Annotated in this window: 21 protein-coding genes; 11 read left to right on the top strand and 10 right to left on the bottom strand. The window is 36.9% G+C overall.

Features of this window, described 5'->3' with window-relative positions:
* Positions 1–136: 136 nt before the first annotated feature.
* From A9996_RS14330 to A9996_RS14350, 5 genes are all read right to left on the bottom strand, one after another.
* Complete coding sequence (locus A9996_RS14330) at positions 137–703, bottom strand: acyl-CoA thioesterase (protein WP_394337352.1); 567 nt, start codon at positions 701–703, stop codon at positions 137–139.
* On the bottom strand, positions 693–2,078 hold the full coding sequence (locus A9996_RS14335) for a DNA recombination protein RmuC (RefSeq protein ID WP_066436484.1): 1,386 nt from the start codon (positions 2,076–2,078) through the stop codon (positions 693–695). Before A9996_RS14335 ends, A9996_RS14330 begins: the two co-directional genes overlap by 11 nt.
* A 327-nt stretch (positions 2,079–2,405) precedes the next feature.
* Entirely contained in the window at positions 2,406–3,200 is a 795-nt protein-coding gene (locus A9996_RS14340; RefSeq protein WP_066436487.1) for an ABC transporter ATP-binding protein, read from the bottom strand.
* A 61-nt stretch (positions 3,201–3,261) separates the two neighbouring features.
* Positions 3,262–4,275, bottom strand: a complete 1,014-nt coding sequence (locus A9996_RS14345) for a FecCD family ABC transporter permease (protein ID WP_066436489.1) — start codon at positions 4,273–4,275, stop codon at positions 3,262–3,264.
* 77 nt (positions 4,276–4,352) lie between these two features.
* Complete coding sequence (locus A9996_RS14350) at positions 4,353–5,498, bottom strand: ABC transporter substrate-binding protein (RefSeq protein WP_066436491.1); 1,146 nt, start codon at positions 5,496–5,498, stop codon at positions 4,353–4,355.
* A 293-nt stretch (positions 5,499–5,791) separates the two neighbouring features.
* On the opposite strand from A9996_RS14350, the gene A9996_RS14355 reads away from it, so the two are divergent.
* Together A9996_RS14355 and A9996_RS14360 are read left to right on the top strand one after the other, a co-directional pair.
* A complete protein-coding gene (locus tag A9996_RS14355; protein ID WP_083993969.1) occupies positions 5,792–6,355 on the top strand; it encodes a PAS domain-containing protein in 564 nt (187 codons plus the stop codon).
* Entirely contained in the window at positions 6,352–6,735 is a 384-nt protein-coding gene (locus A9996_RS14360) for an acyl-CoA thioesterase (RefSeq protein WP_066436495.1), read from the top strand. The genes A9996_RS14355 and A9996_RS14360 overlap by 4 nt, the downstream gene beginning before the upstream one ends.
* A gap of 66 nt (positions 6,736–6,801) precedes the next feature.
* On the opposite strand, the gene A9996_RS14365 is transcribed toward A9996_RS14360, so the two are convergent.
* Positions 6,802–8,277 carry a S41 family peptidase gene (locus A9996_RS14365; protein ID WP_066436497.1) on the bottom strand — a complete coding sequence of 492 codons (1,476 nt, stop codon included), beginning with the start codon at positions 8,275–8,277 and terminating at the stop codon, positions 6,802–6,804.
* Positions 8,278–8,430: 153 nt separating this feature from the next.
* On the opposite strand from A9996_RS14365, the gene A9996_RS14370 reads away from it, so the two are divergent.
* From A9996_RS14370 to A9996_RS14385, 4 genes are read left to right on the top strand one after another with little or no spacing between them, the layout of a single operon-like run.
* Complete coding sequence (locus A9996_RS14370; protein ID WP_066436498.1) at positions 8,431–8,940, top strand: RNA polymerase sigma factor; 510 nt, start codon at positions 8,431–8,433, stop codon at positions 8,938–8,940.
* Positions 8,927–9,430, top strand: a complete 504-nt coding sequence (locus tag A9996_RS14375) for a hypothetical protein (RefSeq protein ID WP_066436501.1) — start codon at positions 8,927–8,929, stop codon at positions 9,428–9,430. The genes A9996_RS14370 and A9996_RS14375 overlap by 14 nt, the downstream gene beginning before the upstream one ends.
* Positions 9,431–9,442: 12 nt before the next feature.
* Positions 9,443–10,069: a DUF4252 domain-containing protein gene (locus A9996_RS14380; protein WP_066436503.1), complete on the top strand. Its 627-nt coding sequence runs from the start codon at positions 9,443–9,445 to the stop codon at positions 10,067–10,069.
* A 2-nt stretch (positions 10,070–10,071) separates the two neighbouring features.
* Positions 10,072–10,617 carry a DUF4252 domain-containing protein gene (locus A9996_RS14385; RefSeq protein WP_066436507.1) on the top strand — a complete coding sequence of 182 codons (546 nt, stop codon included), beginning with the start codon at positions 10,072–10,074 and terminating at the stop codon, positions 10,615–10,617.
* A 133-nt stretch (positions 10,618–10,750) separates the two neighbouring features.
* Here A9996_RS14385 and A9996_RS14390 read toward each other — a convergent pair whose 3' ends face one another.
* Both A9996_RS14390 and purB read right to left on the bottom strand, forming a co-directional pair.
* Positions 10,751–10,936 carry a hypothetical protein gene (locus tag A9996_RS14390; RefSeq protein WP_066436511.1) on the bottom strand — a complete coding sequence of 62 codons (186 nt, stop codon included), beginning with the start codon at positions 10,934–10,936 and terminating at the stop codon, positions 10,751–10,753.
* Between the two features lie 3 nt (positions 10,937–10,939).
* On the bottom strand, positions 10,940–12,283 hold the full coding sequence (gene purB, locus A9996_RS14395; RefSeq protein WP_066436512.1) for an adenylosuccinate lyase: 1,344 nt from the start codon (positions 12,281–12,283) through the stop codon (positions 10,940–10,942).
* A 102-nt stretch (positions 12,284–12,385) separates the two neighbouring features.
* On the opposite strand from purB, the gene A9996_RS14400 reads away from it, so the two are divergent.
* From A9996_RS14400 to A9996_RS14410, 3 genes are all read left to right on the top strand, one after another.
* Entirely contained in the window at positions 12,386–13,366 is a 981-nt protein-coding gene (locus tag A9996_RS14400) for a DUF1028 domain-containing protein (RefSeq protein ID WP_066436552.1), read from the top strand.
* A gap of 339 nt (positions 13,367–13,705) precedes the next feature.
* On the top strand, positions 13,706–14,179 hold the full coding sequence (locus tag A9996_RS14405) for a heme-binding domain-containing protein (protein ID WP_066436515.1): 474 nt from the start codon (positions 13,706–13,708) through the stop codon (positions 14,177–14,179).
* A gap of 143 nt (positions 14,180–14,322) precedes the next feature.
* The gene (locus A9996_RS14410) at positions 14,323–15,558 is read left to right on the top strand and encodes a glycosyltransferase (RefSeq protein ID WP_066436519.1); all 1,236 of its coding nucleotides are present in this window, start codon (positions 14,323–14,325) and stop codon (positions 15,556–15,558) included.
* Between the two features lie 49 nt (positions 15,559–15,607).
* Here A9996_RS14410 and A9996_RS14415 read toward each other — a convergent pair whose 3' ends face one another.
* Positions 15,608–16,558 carry an L-histidine N(alpha)-methyltransferase gene (locus A9996_RS14415; RefSeq protein WP_066436521.1) on the bottom strand — a complete coding sequence of 317 codons (951 nt, stop codon included), beginning with the start codon at positions 16,556–16,558 and terminating at the stop codon, positions 15,608–15,610.
* A 3-nt stretch (positions 16,559–16,561) separates the two neighbouring features.
* Positions 16,562–17,713 carry an ergothioneine biosynthesis protein EgtB gene (gene egtB, locus A9996_RS14420; protein WP_066436523.1) on the bottom strand — a complete coding sequence of 384 codons (1,152 nt, stop codon included), beginning with the start codon at positions 17,711–17,713 and terminating at the stop codon, positions 16,562–16,564.
* Positions 17,714–17,950: 237 nt separating this feature from the next.
* On the opposite strand from egtB, the gene A9996_RS14425 reads away from it, so the two are divergent.
* Together A9996_RS14425 and A9996_RS14430 are read left to right on the top strand one after the other, a co-directional pair.
* Complete coding sequence (locus A9996_RS14425; RefSeq protein WP_066436525.1) at positions 17,951–19,588, top strand: ABC-F family ATP-binding cassette domain-containing protein; 1,638 nt, start codon at positions 17,951–17,953, stop codon at positions 19,586–19,588.
* A 130-nt stretch (positions 19,589–19,718) separates the two neighbouring features.
* Positions 19,719–20,456 (top strand): phosphatase PAP2 family protein, encoded by a 738-nt coding sequence (locus A9996_RS14430; protein WP_066436527.1) that lies wholly within the window; start codon positions 19,719–19,721, stop codon positions 20,454–20,456.
* The last annotated feature ends 9 nt before the right edge of the window (positions 20,457–20,465 follow it).

The following is a 20,465-nucleotide window of genomic DNA, read 5'->3' on the forward strand; positions in this document are numbered from 1 at the left end:
GCAACCAATTTAGTGATACTCTTGATGATCTCTTACAAACGTGATAAATCATATTATCATCTATTTAAGTGATAAACATAAATATCACTTTATTAAGTGATATTCAAATATATTGCTTATTTACGAGATAAACAAATTAAGGTAGCATCACCTTAACTTTATAAGTTTCTAAAATATGCATGTAATCATTTGGCGAAAAATCTCTTTCTTCGAATTCTTTTCGTCGCAATTGCTTCATTTCAATACGTTTCAAACACTTCAAAAAGCGTCTGATTTCCTGTTTGTCGTTCAAGATCAATCCTGGCACTTCAACAGAATTTCCATCATCATCTTTGGCTACCATCGTAAAGTAAGAAGAGTTACAATGCTTTTTTACGCCAGTTCTAATATTCTCAGCTTCCACACGAATGCCCACCACCATAGAGGTGTTGCCAACATAATTAATAGAGGCTTTCATGGTCACCAACTCACCAATTTCAATCGGATTTAAAAAATCGACCGTATCTACAGAAGCCGTAACACAATAGGCTCGGGAATGTTTTGAAGCACATGCAAAAGCAATCTGATCCATTAAATTGAGAATATATCCCCCGTGGATTTTTCCGTTAAAATTAGAATTGGACGGTTGCATCAATTCTGAAATTAAGATTCTGGAGTCATCTACTTTTTTGTATTTTTTTTCGTCTTCCATATTATTCATCATCTATAGCACGTTTCAAAAGATTTTCGTTTTGTTGTTTACTGGCTTTTGCACCAAGCGTTTTTAGGTTCTCTACACGTTTGATCAAATTGCCTTTTCCTGTCAATTTCAGCATCGCACTTTCATATGATTTTTGAACGGTGCCTAATTGATTGCCAACCTTGATCAATTCTTCAGTTAAATTTACGAAAGAGTCATACAACCGCCCCGCCTGTGTGGCAATTTCTATAGCATTTGCCTTTTGTTTTTCGTTTTGCCACATACTATCAATCGTTTTCAACACAGCAAGCAGTGTAGTAGGGGTGACAATAATGATATTTTTCTCAAATGCATCACTGTACAACGCTGGATATTCCATAGAGGCAATGGCAAAAGCAGATTCGATGGGGATGAATAGCAGCACAAAATCAGGACTTTCCATCTCATAGAGTTGATGGTAATTTTTATCACCCAACTCACTCACGCGTTTTCTAACTGATAACAGATGGTTTTTTAAGTGGGTGGCGCGTTCTGATTCATCGACTTCATTGATGTAGCGCTCGTAAGCTACCAATGACACTTTTGAATCTACAATCATTTTTTTGTCACCAGGTAAAGAAATAACCACATCTGGAAGTACCCGTTTGCCTTCTTCCGTGGTAAAACTTTGTTGGATAAAATATTCACTGTCTTTTTGAAGACCACTGCGTTCCAGAACACGTTCCAACACCAATTCTCCCCAATTTCCCTGCATTTTGGTATCGCCTTTTAGGGCTTTGGTTAAATTGGAGGTTTCTTTACTCATCTGTTCATTGAGCTCTTTTAAACCAATAATCTGACGCCGCAAATCAGCACTTCTAGTAATATCTTCCTTATTGGTTTCTTCCACGCGTTTCTCAAAATGTTGAATTTTTTCTTGCAAAGGTTTTAAGATGGCATCAATGTTTTCTTTATTCTGCGTTGTGAACTTACTCGATTTTTCATCAAGAATCCGGTTGGCTAAATTTTCAAATTCCTTCGAAAATTTTTCCTGTAATTTTTCAACTTCTGCCTTTTGTTCCTGATTTTTCAGAGCTAGATTTTCAAAGTCCGAATTTTTACGGGTCAATTCAGTGTTGAGAAATTCTTTTTCAGCGCGGATGCTTTCACGATCCTCTTCTATTTTATTGAAGGCCTCTCTCATACTAATGAGCTGCGCTTCATTTTTTTTCTCTATTTTTTGAACTTCTGTAACATAGTGTGTCTTTGAATCTTGGAGCTGCTGCTGAATATTCAAAATACGTTCTTCCAGCGCGCTCTGTTCGCCTTTACTTTTAAGTTTAGAAAGGGTAATGCCAATATAGACGCCAATTCCGCCAGAAATTAATATGGAAATGATGAGGATAATGCTGTCGTTCATTTATAATTTCGATTTAATCAAAGATAGATTTTTTAGCTTGAAGTTGGAAGGATGAAATACGAAGTTAAGTGTAGTTCACTATATAGTATTGACCTCTTTTTTTTTAACCATTCCTTTTGAAATAGTTAGATAGGAGCTCTCTGTGTATTCTTTGTGCACCTTTGCGTAATGGCTATTTCGATTGTAAGAAAATGCATCACACAAGAGGTTTTTCGCAGATTTCACGGATTTTCACGGATTCTTAGTTAAAACCTTTACAAACCTAAGTGAGTTGACATCTCTTATTTCTTTCATGCGTTTTATTAAGAGTTTACAGTTGAACGCCAACTACTTTCTAACTCTAAAACTCCCTGTTTTTTCATCAAACGCAATCAAATCTTCAGGAAATAGGGTATTAAAAGTGCCTTTGGAAATCAATTTGCATGGTGTCCCTGAAACGACCTCATTTTTGCTCATCACAATCATGGTATCACATAACTGAATGGCCAAGTCAATTTCATGGGAAGAGAATAAAATGGTCTTTCCCGTTTCTTTGGCTAATTTTTGAAGCAATTTTAAAATGTATGCTTTGTGGTACATGTCCAGATGCGTGGTTGGTTCATCAAGAATAATCAAATCCGTATCTTGAGCCAAAGCCCTTGCAATCATCACTTTTTGAAGTTGGCCATCACTCAACTCAAAACATTTTTTCTCTCTAAGGAAATCAATATTGGTTTGTTGGAGCGTCTTTTCAATAACCACAAGATCTTCTTGAGATAGGTTACCTACCCAATTGGTATAAGGTTGTCGGCCTAATGCCACCAGCTCAAAAACGGAAAGGTTTTTTGAGGCAATCTGCTCTGTTAAAACAAGGCTCAATTGTTTTGCTAATTCAACAGAGGTATAGTCCAATATAGATTTAGAGTTGATGTAAATCTCCCCTTGAAGCGGTTTTTGAACATTGGTCAACGTGCGCAAAAGAGTCGATTTTCCAATACCATTCGCACCCACCAAACCGACGAGTTGCCCTTTTTGTAAGGCGATATTTATAGAACCCGCTACAATATTGGCCTCTTTTTTGGACGCATACCCAACGGAAAGATTTTTGGTTTCAAGGACGATATGTTGTTCTACTTTTGTCACGACTTCACGAATTTTGTCTATTGTCTATTGTCTATTGTCTATTGTCTATTTTGTCACATTTCTAAAAAAACATCTTCCGTTTTCTAACCAAGAGCCAGATCACCACTGGTGCTCCAACCAATGAGGTGATGGCATTAATAGGCAAGGTGTAATCGCTTGTTGGCAATTGCGCAATACAATCGCAAATGAGCATTACTATAGCTCCAAACAAAAACACCGCTGGTAATAAGGTTTTATGGTTGGAGGTATGAAAAATTTGGCGTGTCATGTGCGGAATTGCCAACCCTATAAAAGCAATCGGGCCAGCAAAAGCAGTTATAGTTCCTGCCAATAAGCTTGTAGCGATGATGATGATTAATCTACTTTGTTTTAATTTAAGGCCTAAACTTTTTGCATAGTTCTCACCTAGTAATAAGGTGTTCAATCCTTTAATGGAGGCGATGGCCATCAAAATTCCTACAAGATAAATTAAAAAGAAAATGAAAAGTTCATGCCAAGATAAGTTGCCCAAACTACCAAAGCCCCAAAATATATACTGTTGCAACTCTTCCGCAGAACTAAAATAAGAGAGAACGCTCACCACGGCAGAGGTAATACTTCCAAACATCAGACCTATAATTAAAATAGCCATTGTGTCTCTTACTTTTGAGGACACAATCATAACCGCCAATAACACCAAGAAACTTCCTAAACTTGCAGCCACAACCACGCTCCATTTCGATACCAATACACTTGCAAATACGCCCCCAAAAATTCCAGATCCCAAAATAACCAAAGCCACGCCTAAGCTTGCGCCAGAACTAATCCCCAACACAAATGGTCCAGCCAAGGGGTTCCTGAATAAGGTTTGCATGAGTAGCCCAGAAATTCCTAATCCTGATCCCACCAAAATGGCGGTAAACGCTTTTGGTAAGCGATAATTTTGAATGATATATTCCCAAGATTCATTGTCAATGCCGCCAATAAGACTCTTGAAAATTTCTTTTGTAGGGATTGAAACAGACCCTAAACTGATATTCACAAAAAAACAGATGACCAACACTATGGACAATATACAAAAATGAATATTTATAATTAGTGCTCAATCAGTTTTACATTTTTTGTTATCAAGGTTGGAATTATCGGGAGAGGAATACACTTAATTTAAATCCTTTATTCTAAGCGTTCAAAAAAGAAAGTGTCGTAATCCTTTATGAGTTCTGGATGACAAATTTTGATTAAATCTTTTAAAACCAGGTCAGGTCGTGCCATACCAAGTTCATAGTAGAGAACACCACCTGTGGCTCCTGCTTTATTCACAAATGAATAGACGTTTTTGGTCTCAAATGCTTTGAATTTAGTATAATGTGTATTGGCTTTTTCAATGGCTTCAAGGCTGCTGTAATAGGAAGGGTTTATCCAAATGTCAGCATCTTTTGCTTTGTCAAGAACCGTCTCAAAATTCAAGGCCAAACTTCCGCTTCCAGTAGTGTCACTCCATAAATAATCCACATTGGCGTCTTTTAGCAATTGCGCTTCCGGACTTGTACCATTGGGCAAGTACCAAATATCTTTATGCATGGCACCACTTAAAACCGTGGGACGTGATGTGACTTCCGAAGCTAATTTTTTAGCTTCTAAATAATCGGTTTCAATAGTGTTAAAAATAGTATCGGCTTCTTTTTCCTTGTTATAAAGTACGCCAAAAAACTTAATCCATTCGGCTTTGGCTAAAGGAGATTTTTCAACCCAATCGCCATTATAGATTACCGGAATTCCCGCTTTTTGAATGTTTTCAAAAGTCTTGTTATTGCCGTCAATTCCAAAACCTATCACCAGTTCTGGTCGCAGTTCTAAAAGCACTTCTGTATTGATGCTTTCGTTTTTGCCCAATTCTCTAACCAATCCCTTATCGATTAAAGCCCTTGTTTTTTCAGAAGACACATAATCTGTATCAGGAAAACCTACCAAGGTATTTTGGACATTCAATAGTTCCAAACCAGGAATGTGAGTGGTAGAGGTGACCACAATTTTTTCAATTGGTGTTATTAAAATCGCATCAAAATCGTCTTTGTTCAAAGTGATTTTTGGTGCCATTTCTTTACTGATCAATGCATAGCGAAAAGTCTGTTCAGATTTGGGCCAAGGATTTTTGATCTCCAACACCTTAAAATCTTGATAGTCCTGAATAGAAAAGCCTTCAGCGTAAGAAATTGAAACGTTTTCAGTAGGGGTTGACGGTAGTGGCGCGTTTGAACGCTTGTCTTCTTTACAGGTGAGAAGTACTAAAAACAGTACTAAAAGGGATAGTTTTTTCAAAGTCTTAATTTTTCACTTCAAAAATAAGATTATTTAATTGAAATTGGCTTCAGTTCAAAAAGATTCAAAATCGGTATCGCTTTAATAGTTTACAGTTTGTGCATTAAAATTTTTAATTTAGAAACAAGTCCTGGAATGCTTATAGCTTCATCTGTGGCGATACCCGCCCAATTGTATCCTTGAAGGAAAAAATATGCAATATGAATTTGTCAAAAATTAAAATTACCTTTGCAGAATTCCTTTCTAGTCTTCATTGAAGTGAGGAGGCAATAAAACATAAAAATAATGAAGCCATGACAAAGAAACTAGCAGGAATGATGGGCCTTGATATTTATCTTTCATCGATGAAAGAACATGATATGGATCCAGCTGATTATGAAATGAATTCTAATCTTTCACTGATGCCCTTATTAAGTTGGGATATTTATAATGCACATTATTTCTCCAGATTACAGGAATTTCAAAGAACTCAAGACATCTTGAAAGTTGAGGCTTTAGGACAAAAACTAAACTGGACGTCCAATATCAACGACCTTTTTAAAAATGAAGAATTTGAAGCGATCCTGGTGACTGATTTAGATCAGAAAATTATTTGGGTAAACGATGGTTTTACTGAAATGACAGGATACACCAAAACTGAAGCCTTACGGAAAACACCTCGATTTTTACAAGGTCCAAAATCTTCATCAGAAACAAAAGACAGGATCAGACAGAAGTTATCAGGGATAGAGCCTTTTACTGAAGTTATCATCAATTATAAAAAGAATCGTGATCCTTATAAATGTGAGGTGAAAATATTCCCATTGTACAATGAGGAAACTACACATTTCATGGCCTTGGAAAGACGCGTGGTATGACCTTAGAAGAACGCAAGGAACTTTCAAAAACCACTATATTTAAAGCTGTATTTCCTAATACAACCAACCATTATGACACGTTGTTTGGTGGTACAGCAATGCAATTGATGGATGAAACGGCTTTTATTACAGCCACACGTTTTAGCAGGCAGCGTATGGTAACTGTTAGCAGTGATAAAATAGATTTCAAAAAACCAATTCCGGCAGGAACTATTGCTGAACTTTCAGGAAAGGTAACTTATATTGGCACCACCAGTTTAAAGGTGCGTGTGGATATTTATGTCGAGGAAATGTACTCCTTGTCTCGGGAGAAAGCCGTTTCTGGAGAATTTACTTTTGTAGCGATTGATGAACACAAAAATCCGATTACGATTATATAGATTGGCAAACTATTTACAAAGTTTAGACAAAAAAAACCGCTTTTCAGCGGTTTTTTAAGTTAAGTATTATTTCAAATTCTGAAAGAGCTGACTGTTATCTTCCAAATCGATATACATTTCATTATCCAATATTTTAATATCAACGCGATCTTTTAATGGAATAAGATTTCTGTCTACAGAAGGGAATGAACGGCCACTTCCAGTAATGTCAGCTATCGCCTTTGCCAAAAATGGTTCTGACGGTTCGCCCAAAACACCTAGATTGTTTACACTTTCTCTAATTCTAAATTGCTCTACAGCACTTTGTAAACCAGTTGGATCAACCGGCGCATCATTTTTATTTGTTGACAAAGCCACTAAAGGTTGCAGGGCATAGGTGTGGTTTGGATTAGCATTTTGACGAGAAAAGTTGGGAGAATCATATAAGGTTATTGAAGCTTGTGATTTTCCAGTAGTTCTATCCCCAATTTGAACGACATCAATATAAGGAGAAAGACTATTTATGATCAACTCACTTGCTGATGCTGTTCTGTCAGTGGTCAAAACATACACCTTGTCTAAATTTAAAGAATTGATGGTTCCTCCAACTTCAGAAGCATTGTTTTTAAAATTAAAGAGGGTGTTTTCAGACTGTAAATTTTCATTGTAAACAAGTTTAGAAAAAACCTGACCATTAAACTGACCTGTAATCATACTTCCTAAAAGAGAAGCTGTGTTGACTGAACCGCCACCATTATATCTCAAATCTAAAACCAAATGTTGTACCCCTGCAGTTTTAAATTGACCAAAAGCATCATTCAATTGTGAATCATAAGTTCTTGTAAAACTATTATACATTAAGTATCCAATTTTAATTCCATTAACTTCTAAAACTTTAGAAATATAAACTGGGTTTTCATTATATGGGATTTTGGTCAGTGTTGCTTTATCAGAGGTAGATTCTATACGATCATCCTCAGGAGCTGCAGTGCCGTTAGTGTTGTAAGTGGCAAAGTTTAGCGTATAAGTATCAGTGCTTAATAGCGCACCAAAATTTTCTACGGTCATGGGCACACCACCAATAGCATTGAAAATTTGTCCGCGTTTCACACCCGCAGCGCTTGCTTCGCTATCGTTCAAAACTAAACGGATAAGCCCAAAAACAGCATTTGGGTTTTGAGGTTGTCTGTAAAAATTAAATTCGAGACCATTACTTTTAAAAACACCTTGAAACTGTTGTTCTAGAGCAATATAATCTGGTGTTATAAAACTAAATCGGTCAACAAGCTCCCTTTGGTAAATGACACTTTCAAACAATTCTTCAGGCTCAGAGAACCCGTTTAGGTAAGCAGTGTAGGCTTCATCGGAAGAGAATCGATCGTCTGCTAAATTTGGAATTTGCTCCTTGTAGAGATAAAAAATGTTCATTGCTTTCCAAACAAAATCATTAATCTCGTTGTCAATAACAGCAACAACAACTGGATCATCATCCTTATCTTTAGAACAGCTGGTATTGAGGCTAAATACAACAAGTGCGATCAGGGCAATCTTTAAAATTTTCATAGGTTTTCTTTTGGTATATAATACTAATGAGGTTTATTGAACGCTAAATTTACTCACATTATTGTAAAATAAAAATTATTTGTAACAAAACTGAACTTGCTTCGTCGTAAGTGTAGAAACAGGTTTAACTCACTTGTTTAAAAACCAACCATAATGACACAGACTGATTTTGTAAAATTGGTAATGCCTTTGAAGGATAAAGTCTTTAGACTGGCAAAGCGCCTTTTAGTTTCCAATGAGGAAGCTGAAGACGCCACACAAGAGATTTTATTGAAGTTATGGAACAATAGAAAAAAGATTGAAGAGTATAAAAATGTAGAAGCTTTTTCAATGACAATGACCAAAAATTTGTGTTTGGACCGATTGAAATCTAAACAGGCACAGAACTTGAAAATTGTCCATAGTAATTATCAGGATCATAATGTGTCCTTACAGAAACAGGTTGAAAACAATGACAGTGTCAACTGGGTTTCTAAAATTATGGACGGGCTTCCAGAACAACAAAAAATAATTGTGCAGCTCCGGGATATTGAAGATTATGAATTTGATGAGATTGCAAAGATTTTGGAAATGAACGAAACCGCAGTGAGAGTAGCCCTCTCAAGAGCAAGAAAAACTATAAGAGAAAAATTGACTAATAAACATAGCTATGGCCTTAGATAATATAGAACAACTTTTAGAAAAGTATGACAATGCTGAAACAACCTTGGCTGAAGAAGCACAGATTAGAGACTATTTTGCACAGGACGATATTCCTGCACATCTAGAATCTTATAAACTATTGTTTCAATATGTGTCGCATACAAAACAAGAACAATTTACCAAACACGTTCCATTACAAACTAAACGCACAAAAGTGTATCAATGGATTTCTGTTGCTGCGGTAGCGGTTCTTATGTTGGGCGCCTATTTTCAAGTGAATCAAATGAATCAAAAAACAACATTGGACGATTTGAATCATGAACAATTGATGGCCTACAACCAAACCATGGCGGTATTTAGCCTAGTGTCTTCAAAGTTTAATGAGGGTACTGATAATTTAAGTGCTTTAAACTTGGTGTCTTCTAAATTAAATGAAGGTGCTGAAAACCTAATTCACCTCAAAGAATTTAACGAAACAACAAACAAAATTATTAAAACAAGTAACAGATAAAATAGAAAAATTATGAAAAAATTAAATAATCTTCGCACCTATCTCCACAAGGCGAGCAGCACGAGTAAGAAAACAGTCGTTTTATTGGCTATTATGATTGCACCAATGGTGTCTTTTGGACAAAGCTTTTTTGATAAATATGAGTCCATGAAAGGCGTGACCTCAGGAGTGATCAGTCAAAAGATGTTTAAAATGATTGCCACTATTGACGTTGATCTTGATGATCCGGAAGCTCAGGGCTTTTTAAATATGGTGAAAAAAATTGAGAGTATTAAAGTATTGAGTACTGGAGACAAGAGTATATCGTCAAGTTTGGCCGCTGATGCAGAAAAATATATTGGCAGCTCAAAATTGGATGAATTGATGCGCTTTAAAGACGGTAACCAAACGGTGAAGTTTTACGTCAAAGAAGGACGTGATGAAAATCATGTTAAAGAATTGCTGATGTACATCAATGGGTTGAAAGAATTAACCAAAGACGCCAACATTGAAATCAATGGTGAGAAAAGAGAAATTGAAACCATCGTCGTCTCTATTATTGGCGATGTAGATTTGAGAGAGATTTCAAAAATCACCAGTAAAATGAACGTTCCTGGTGGACAGCATCTTGAGAAAGCAAGTAAAGGTAAAAAGCAATAATCATGAAATCATTAATCAAAAATCTAACAGTAGTGATGCTCTTGGTCGTAACACTTCACAGTTGCGATCAAGGACCATCATTGCAACGGTACTATGTTGACAACCAAGAACGAGCGCAGTTCCTTTCTATTGATATTCCGATAAGTATGTTGAATCTTGATAAAACGCAACTGACGGCAGACCAAGAGGACGCTTACAAATCCATTCAAAAACTGAATATGTTGGCTTATAAGATGAAGCCAGATAATATAACGGACTATGAAAAAGAATTGGCAAAGGTGAACACCATTTTGGACGATCCGAAGTATGAAGAACTAATGCGAGGTGGCAACCCCGAAGAAGGTAAATTTATAATTAAAATTTTGGGAGAAGAAGATGACGTTGAAGAATTTATCTTATTTGGAACTATCGACACTAAAGGTTTTGCTATAGTAAGGATTTTGGGAAACGATATGAACCCCAATAAAGTAATGACCTTAGCTTCCGCACTGGACAAAGCCAATATTGACGATTCACAGATCAATCAATTTACGGAGTTTTTTAAATAAAATTTAAAAGCCCTTGAGATTATTAAACAAATGCGGTTGGTTTAGTATACTAGTTGAATCCATTTTCTAAATGAGTAAATCAATGCATATTTGAAACCAGGCATTTTCAATCTTAAAAATCACCCAATAAACTTCAGGTTTTTGGGTGATTTTCGTTTTTATATAACTGGACAGCTGTGTAGATCAGGACAATGCCAAACGTTCCAAAAAGTAAAATCTTGACGATAACATAATCGAGGACATCAAAAATAGCGGCACACAGAAAACCTAAACAAATAATCCCTGTAAGTGCACGTCCTATAAAGTCTGTTTGGTTCATCTACTATATTCCTGTGTAGTTGCTAGGTGTAATCTGTTTAAGTTCTTCTTTGATTGCATCAGGAACTTCTAAGGTATTAATAAAATCAGAAATGGACCTTTGATCAATTTTTGTGTTGGTCCTGGTCAGGCCTTTCAAAGCTTCATATGGGTTTGGATAGGCTTCCCTTCTTAAAATGGTTTGGATAGCTTCTGCAACCACAGCCCAATTATTTTCAAGGTCTTCTTTAAATTTAGGGGCATTCAATACCAATTTATCCAAACCTTTTAAGGTGCTTTTGAAACCAATAAGAGTGTGTCCAAAAGGTACGCCCACATTTCTCAATACCGTGCTGTCTGTTAAATCACGCTGTAACCTAGATATAGGCAGTTTTGCAGACAAGTGTTCAAAAATGGCATTCGCCATTCCTAGATTACCTTCACTATTTTCAAAATCAATAGGATTAACTTTATGGGGCATGGCGCTACTGCCAACCTCTCCAGCTTTTATTTTTTGCTTAAAGTAATCCATAGACACGTAGGTCCAGATATCTCTATCCAAATCAATAAGGATGGTATTGATCCGTTTCAGGGTATCAAATAACGCGGCCATATGATCGTAATGCTCAATTTGAGTGGTAGGGAAAGAGTGGTGTAAGCCTAATCTTCCTTGGACAAAGGCTGTCCCGAACGCTTTCCAATCAATCTTTGGATATGCCACTTTATGGGCATTAAAATTTCCGGTGGCACCGCCAAATTTAGCCGCACTAGGGATGTCATTCAGTAAATTGAACTGCTCTTCCATACGCACTGCAAAAACCAAAATTTCTTTTCCTAAGCGCGTAGGAGAGGCAGGTTGCCCATGTGTGCGCGCCAACATAGGGATGTCAGCCCATTCTTCAGATAGCGCTTTTATTTTTTTGACAACATTCGTGTATTCGGGAACATAAACATCATTCATCGCCTCTTTGATACTTAGCGGAATAGCGGTGTTGTTGATGTCCTGTGAGGTCAATCCAAAGTGGATAAACTCTTTATAGGGGTTCAGATTGAGCTTGTCAAATTTCTCTTTGATGAAATATTCAACAGCCTTTACATCGTGGTTGGTTACTTTTTCAATGTCTTTAATGGCAAGCGCATCTTCCGTTGAAAAGTCCGTGTAGAGGGCTCTTAAATTTTCAAAATTTGAAGCGTTTAGATCTTTGAGTTGTGGCAATGGCAATTCGCATAAAGCAATAAAATACTCGATTTCTACTTGAACGCGGTATTTAATGAGTGCCTCTTCTGAAAAATAATCAGCTAAACTGTTGATCTTGTTTCTGTATCTTCCATCAATAGGGGAGATGGCATTTAAAGATGATAATGACATTGGTTGTGCTGTTTTGTTGAATTTAAAGAAGCTGCAAAGATAGGAAAGAAAGTTAGAAGCTTGAATTTGAAATTCACTATCTTGGGATTAAATTTTAAAACCATGTACAAATTAGTAGTGATCATAGCAGTCTTATTGGTACAACCTTTATTGGCGCAATCCTATAAGAAATCAGAACCTTTTACACATACGTATTCTATTGTTGCGAGAGATTCCGTTACGGGAGAGATTGGAGCAGCAGTACAAAGTCATTGGTTTAATGTTGGTTTTGTTGTCATTAAAGCTGAAGCGGGTGTTGGTGCTGTGGCTACACAGTCGTTAACCAATCCTAGCTATGGCCCAAAAGGTTTGAACCTAATGAAACAAGGGCTGTCTCCTCAACAAGCCTTGGACGCTCTGCTAGCCAATGATTCAGGAGAAATGTATCGACAGGTGGCCTTTATAAACGCAAAAGGTGAAGTGGCCACACATACAGGAAGCCTATGTATTGCGGAAGCTGGACATAGACAAGGCAAGAATTTTTCGGTGCAAGCCAATATGATGCTCAACAATACTGTTTGGGATGTTATGGCAACAGCTTTTGAAACCACAAAGGGCACACTTAGTGAACGTATGTTGGCTGCTTTAAAAGCGGCTCAAGCCGAAAAAGGAGACATAAGAGGGAAGCAAAGCGCTGCAATTTTAATCGTTAAAGGTGAAGCCACTGGAAATTATTGGGAAGATACCATAATGGATTTAAGAGTAGAAGATAGCAATACTCCGATTGCTGAATTGGAACGTTTGGTAAAGATTCATAAAGCTTATGATTATATGAACAAAGGGGATTTGGCAATGGAAGTTGGCGATTCAAAAAAAGCTGAAGAACTGTATTTGAATGCACAAAAACTCTTTCCTGATAATCTCGAAATGCAATATTGGTACGCCATTAATTTATTGAACAATAAAGACTATGAAAAAGCGAAACCTATTTTGGCATCTATCTTTAAAAAAGATCCAAATTGGAAAACACTCATGTCGCGCTTGGTGAAAAGTAAGCTGCTGGTGATTTCTGATGATGAACTGGAACAGGTTATGAAGCTTTAGAAAGCATCAGGATAGGAGGCCGCTCTGAACTCTGCATATTAAACTCCCTTTCTAAAATGATTACCAATCCGGGATGAATACACGTAAAATCTTGTCCCAATAAATAGAGGGTTGGTTCTCCTCACACATGAATTCAAAAACCCACGCAGCTCTACTCGATAATTTATCATCCACCATAAGTGAATATCCAATAATTCTGGAATCAACTCAGGCTGAGATAACAACAAACTTGCCTATTTTAAACTGTTGGCACGTGAGTGGTCTACATCATTTAATTCGGTGTAAAGTTGAACTGTAGTCACTTGTTTTTATTATTTTTAGAACCTAAAATTAATCAAAATGAAAATTTTTAAAAGCATAGTGCTAGTTATGTTGTTAGTATTTATAGTCGCACAATTTTTTGGTCCTGAAACAAATGAAGGTACTATAGCCTCTTTTGAGCCTTTTTTGAAAGAAACCAATCCACCTAAAAAGGTGGCTAATATTCTTAAGGAAACTTGCTTTGATTGCCATAGTGATGTTACGCGCTATCCATGGTATGATAAAATAACACCTGTAAATTATTGGTTGGCAGATCATATTGAAGAAGGAAAGAAAGAGTTTAATGTTTCTGCTTGGGACAGCTATTCCACTAAAAAGAAAGACCATAAATTTGAAGAACTTATTGAGATGGTTGAAAAACGAGAAATGCCACTTGAATCCTATACCTATACACACTCAGAAGCTAACTTGACAGATGAACAAATAGCAGCAGTAGCAGATTGGGGCAAAAAAGTAAGAATAAAATATAGTTTGGAGCCAAAACCTCAATAGCTTTAAGTCGGCAGTCGGCAGTTGGCAGTCGGCAGTTGGCAGTCGGCAGTCAGCAGTCAGCAGTCGGCAGTCGGCAGTCATCAGTTATCGGTCATCAGTCATCACTCATCAGTCATCCATCCAACTAGTTAATTCGTGAATTCGTGGTAACCAAAAAACTATTAATCATCGGCCACGTCTGGCCAGAGCCAAAAAGTTCTGCTGCAGGAAGCAGGATGATGCAACTTATTGAAGCCTTTCAAAAGGAGTATTATGAAATTATTTTCGCAAGTGCTTGTGCCAAGAGTGATAAGGCTTTTGATCTTTCTGAGATTGGAATTGTGCAGTCAACTATTGAAATGAACCATACCAGTTTTGATCATTTTGTAAAAAGCGTCAATCCTGATGTGGTACTTTTTGATCGGTTTATGACGGAAGAACAATTTGGATGGCGCGTTGCTGAACATTGTCCGCGCAGTTTGAGGGTTCTTGATACTGAAGATTTGCATTGCTTGCGTAAAGGCCGACAACAGGCTTTTAAAGATGGGGTTGAATTTGATCAGTCCTATCTTTTTAATGATTTTTCAAAGCGTGAGATTGCGAGTATATATCGTTGTGACCAGTCTTTGATTATCTCTGAGGTGGAGATGGCCTTGTTGAAAAACGTTTTCAACGTTCCCGAAGAGTTGCTGTTTTACTTGCCTTTTCAGCTAGATAAAATTTCTGAAGAAACCATTTCAAACTTACCGTCTTTTGATGAGCGAAAGGATTTTATCACCATTGGTAATTTTCTTCACGAGCCCAATTATAATGCTGTTCTATATTTGAAAGAAGCAATTTGGCCCTTAATCAAACAACAACTCCCAAGTGCCCGATTGCACATTTATGGCGCTTACGCCTCTCAAAAAGTGACTCAATTGCATCATGAAGCTAGCGGATTTTTAATCAAAGGTTATGCTGAAGATGTGCATGAGGTTATGGCGAATGCCAAGGTGTGTTTGGCACCGTTGCGTTTTGGAGCTGGCCTTAAAGGAAAATTAATAGATGCTATGTTGGATGGCACACCTTGTGCGATGACGTCTATTGCTGCGGAAGGTGTTTTTGGGACATTGGAACCTAATGGCTTTGTTGAGGACGACGCTGAATCATTTGCTAAAAAAGCGATTTTACTTTATCAAAATGCATCTTTGTGGAAAGAGAAACAACAACACGGATTCAAAACCCTTAACGTCCGTTTTGATAAGGCCAATTTTCATGATCTATTTTTTAATACTTTAAATGATACGGTTTTGAAGCTTCAAGAACATCGGCATAAAAACTTTACAGGACAAATGTTACAACACCATGCGCTGCAGTCTACCAAATACATGAGCAAATGGATTGAAGCGAAGAATAAGTAAAAGCATTTATTCTCTTAAATCTTTCAGAACAGACCAACACATAAAATCTTTAATGACCATTTTCCAAAATATAATCGGCAAATAGATTTTGGGAATCTGTCAATCTGTCGATGATTTTTAATGACGATTCTCCCAAAATCCCTTTCATAATGTAGTCATTGTATTTTCTACTGGTTTCCGTTTGGATTTTTTCATTTTTGGCAAAGGTGAAGGTTTTATTTAAACTTCTGATAGCAACAGTTTGATCTTTGGTGCTTACTAAAAAACTTCTTGCTATCCCTTCTTGTTCTATGTATTCCGGTTGGTGGGTAAAGCTATTAAGGTCAAAGTTAGCATCAAGCTCTTTGTTGATTCGAGTTAGCAGGTTGAGGTTAAAGCGCTTGGTAATGCCTTGCGCATCATTGTATGCCGGCAGTACGATGCTTTCTGATTTTATCAAATCGACGCCCAAAAGCACTCTATCACCCACTTTAAGATTATCACTCAACTTCTGAATAAATTCTTTGGCGCGTTCATCTGGCAGATTTCCAATATTTGAACCTAGAAACAATACTACTATTGGGTGTTCTGACTGTTTTAAATCGGCCAAAACATTAAAATAATCACCTTGTTTTGGGGTGATCCTCACCGTTGGCAATTCAGCGTTTACGGATGCCTTTAAATGCTTGAGCGCATTTTTTGAAATATCAATAGGCATATATTCAAAGTTATAGTTCTGATCATCCAACGCTTTTAATAGTTGTTTAGTCTTTGTGCCATCACCTGCGCCCAATTCTACCAATTCAAAAAAAGTAGAAGGATTAAGCTTTAAAACTTTGATCAGCTCCTGACTTTTATTCTTGAAAATGTCAAATTCTGCCTTGGTAAGATAGTATTCAGGCATTTTCATGATTTCTACAAAAAGTGCATCTCCAATTTCATCATAGAAATATTTAGACGGTAATGTTTTATTCTGTGCACTGAGACCAAGATCAATGTCTCTTTGGAAGTTGTTGTTCATATATTATTTAGCAAGTCTGATTCCTGAAAATTGCCATTGCGATTCTGGATGGAAGAAATTTCTATAGGTAGGTCTGCTATGGCCTAGTGCCGTAGCTATGGAAGCGCCTCTCAGCACCATTTGATTAATCATGAATTTACCGTTATATTCTCCAACAGCACCTTGTGCCGTCTTAAATTTTGGATAGGGCAAATAAGCACTATTGGTCCATTCCCAATGCGTGCCCCAATGGAGTTTTGATGAGGCTGCTTCCCACTCAAATTCTGTGGGTAATCTCAAGCCTTTCCATTGAGCATAGGCTGCCGCTTCATAGAATGAAATATGGGTTAACATGGCGTTTTCATCAATGCTTTCTAAACCAGAAAAGGTGTAGTGATGCCATGTATCATTCACATTTTTCCAATATAGTGGGTTTGATATATGATTATCATTGATCCAGGACCAACCTTCACTCAACCAATATTCTGGATTTTTATACCCATCGTCATTTATAAAGGCAATAAATTCCCCATAGGTCACTAAATTATTAGAGATTTCAAAAGTCTCCAAGAACACACGATGCACACCCAACTCGTTATCAAAACAGAAGTCATCAGACTGATGTCCAATTTGGTAGGTGCCTTCAGGTATTTCTGTCCAACCATTAGCGTTCTTATTGTATCTATTTATGAGATTATTTTTATACAGTTGAGGGTATAATGGGTTTAAAGCTAAGGTATGTTTGATATCTGTAATCAACAATTCCTGATGCTGCTGTTCGTGGTTAATTCCTAAAATGGTCAAAGTTGTCATTTCTTTGTCAGATACTGACCCCAATAATTTAATCATCGCATCATCAACATACGCTCTATACTGATACACTCTTTCAACAGTGGGCCGCGTCAAGAGTCCTCTGTTATGCCTTTCAATGCGCTCACCTATACTATTGTAATAACTATTGAAAAGAAACCCGAAATTGGTATCAAACACCTTGTATTTTGGTACGTACTTTTTTAAGATCATTTCTTCAAAAAACCAAGTTATGTGTGCAATATGCCACTTTGGTGGACTGGCAAAGACAGCAGATTGTGGCGTGTAATCCTCAACTTGCAAATGCTTACAAATCATTTCTGTACGTTGGCGTGTTTCAATGTATTTTTCGGTAAGTGTCTTCATAGTCCTATAAATATAGTAAGGATTTTATATTTTCTATGTGAAAATCCCGATAACATACGCATTTTCTTTAAATGAGTTACAGCAAAGACGCGGCTGACAATTGGAATTTCTCAAATTTTTTCTTGGGAATTCTTAACAATCGGTTTTTGAAATGGAACTGTATTCGCTCCTTTTAAGAGTTTTATATATATCAATTATCGAAATTAATTATAGTTTTGCAGCTTCAAAAATAAACCTATGATTTCAGTCGATAATTTAGCCGTAGAGTTTGGTGGAACTTCTTTATTTAGCGAGGTGTCCTTCACCATTAATGAAAATGACAAAATTGCCCTAATGGGAAAAAATGGCGCAGGAAAGTCTACAATGATGAAAATTATTGCTGGTGAGCAAAGGGCCACAAAAGGACATGTTCGTTTTCCAAAAGACGCCGTTATTGCGTATTTGCCGCAGCATTTGCTCACTGAAGACCAGTGCACGGTTTTTGAAGAGGCTTCCAAAGCTTTTGCCCATGTATTTGAGATGCGTGATGAGATGGAACAGTTGAATAAAGCGTTGGAAACACGAACAGATTATGACTCTGACGACTATATGCAACTTATTCAGAAAGTGTCTGATTTGGGTGAAAAGTATTATGCTCTTGAAGATGTCAATTATGATGCTGAAGTTGAAAAGGCTTTGGGTGGGTTGGGTTTTAAGCGCGATGATTTTAGCCGTCAAACTGGCGAATTTAGTGGTGGGTTTCGTATGCGTATTGAGTTGGCAAAAATCTTATTGCAAAAACCAGATCTGATCCTCTTGGATGAGCCTACCAACCATATTGATATAGAATCAGTAATTTGGCTTGAAGATTTTTTGCTCAACAAGGCCAATGCCGTTATGGTTATTTCACATGACAAGGCTTTTATTGATAACATTACCAATAGAACCATTGAGGTTACCATGGGTCGCATTTATGATTATAAAGCCAATTATTCCCATTACTTACAATTGCGAGAAGACAGACGTGTACATCAAATAAAGGCACATCAAGAACAGCAAAAATTTATAGCGGATAACATGGCGTTTATTGAGCGCTTTAAAGGCACCTACTCAAAAACCAATCAAGTTAATTCAAGAGAGCGCATGCTCGAAAAATTAGAACCTATAGAAATTGATGATATTGACACTTCCGCTCTAAAGTTGAGATTCCCACCTGCGCAACGTTCAGGAGATTATCCCGTAACGGTAAAGGATTTGTCAAAATCATATGAGCATCACGTGGTTTTTAAAGAGGCCAACATGTCTATTTCAAGAGGAGAGAAAGTGTCTTTTGTAGGACGAAATGGTGAAGGCAAAAGCACCATGATCAAAGCGATTATGGGTGAAATTGACGTGGAAGGAAAGTGTCATTTGGGTCATAATGTGAAGGTTGGCTATTTTGCACAAAATCAGGCGTCATTATTAGATGAAGGCTTGACCATTTTCCAAACCGTTGATGAAGTGGCTAAAGGCGATGTCAGAACCCAAATCAAGAATATCCTTGGGCGTTTTATGTTTAAGGGCGATGATATTGATAAAAAGGTAAGCGTGCTTTCAGGAGGTGAAAAAACACGATTGGCCATGGTAAAACTATTGTTGGAACCCGTCAATTTGTTGATTCTGGATGAGCCTACCAATCATCTGGATTTAAAATCAAAAGACGTTTTAAAAGAAGCACTCCTAGATTTTGATGGCACCTTGATTTTAGTATCGCATGACCGGGATTTTCTTCAAGGTTTATCGCAAAAAGTATTCGAATTTAAAGAGCAAAGGGTCATAGAGCATTTTGAAACTATTGATGATTTCTTGGTGAGAAATAGAATAGAAAACTTAAAAGAAATTGATTTACGAAAATAGGAACTCCTGTTAAATTGTTCCAATAATCTTTAGTTTACATCTGTTTTATCTAATTTTTTATTATTAAATTCTCGACTTTAATAATAAAAACATCTGAATTTCAGATTACAGCAATATACACAAGTGTCATATGATAAAAAACATCACCCTTTTAATTAGGAAGTTACGATCATTCTTGAAAGAAAAATTCAAACAATATGATGTCACACTGCCTTATATCATAACTTTTGTGGTTGCGTTGGTAGTTGTTGTGGGCGGTATTAACTTATTTATAGAACTTACAGAGACTTTAAAGTCGGAATTGTTGGCAGATTATGACCAGCAAATTACTCAATATGTCCTTAGTCACCGTTCCCCGGCACTTACCAAATACTTTATTTTTGTAACCCATTTAGGCGATGTCTACGGATATCTCATTGTGGTGGGCATTTTTACAGTGGTGTCCATATTTGTTTTTAAACGCTGGAAATATATCATTCAAATTTTTTTGGTTTTGGCTTTGTCAGCTTTGTCAAACTTGATTCTTAAACGCTTTGTAGATAGGGCAAGGCCCGGTATTGAGCATATGGTATCTGTTGAAACATTGAGTTATCCTAGCGGACATGCGATGAGTGCGATGGCTTTTTACGGATTTTTGATGTATTTGTTCTATAGGTTCAAGATCAATGTATTTTTAAAGACAGGCATTATCGTTCTGTTAGGAATTCTTATTTTGAGCATTGGCTTTAGCCGTATTTATCTGGGCGTGCACTTTCCTTCTGACGTTGCTGGCGGATATATTGCTGGTTTTATATGGGTGGTCTTTTGCGTGCTTCTTTTTAACCTTATTGAAGTTTTTAGAAGAGATCCACAAACCACAACTGCATAAGAAGACTTC

Source organism: Gelidibacter algens (assembly GCF_001678675.1).
In the GTDB taxonomy this organism is placed as follows: Bacteria; Bacteroidota; Bacteroidia; order Flavobacteriales; family Flavobacteriaceae; genus Gelidibacter; species Gelidibacter algens.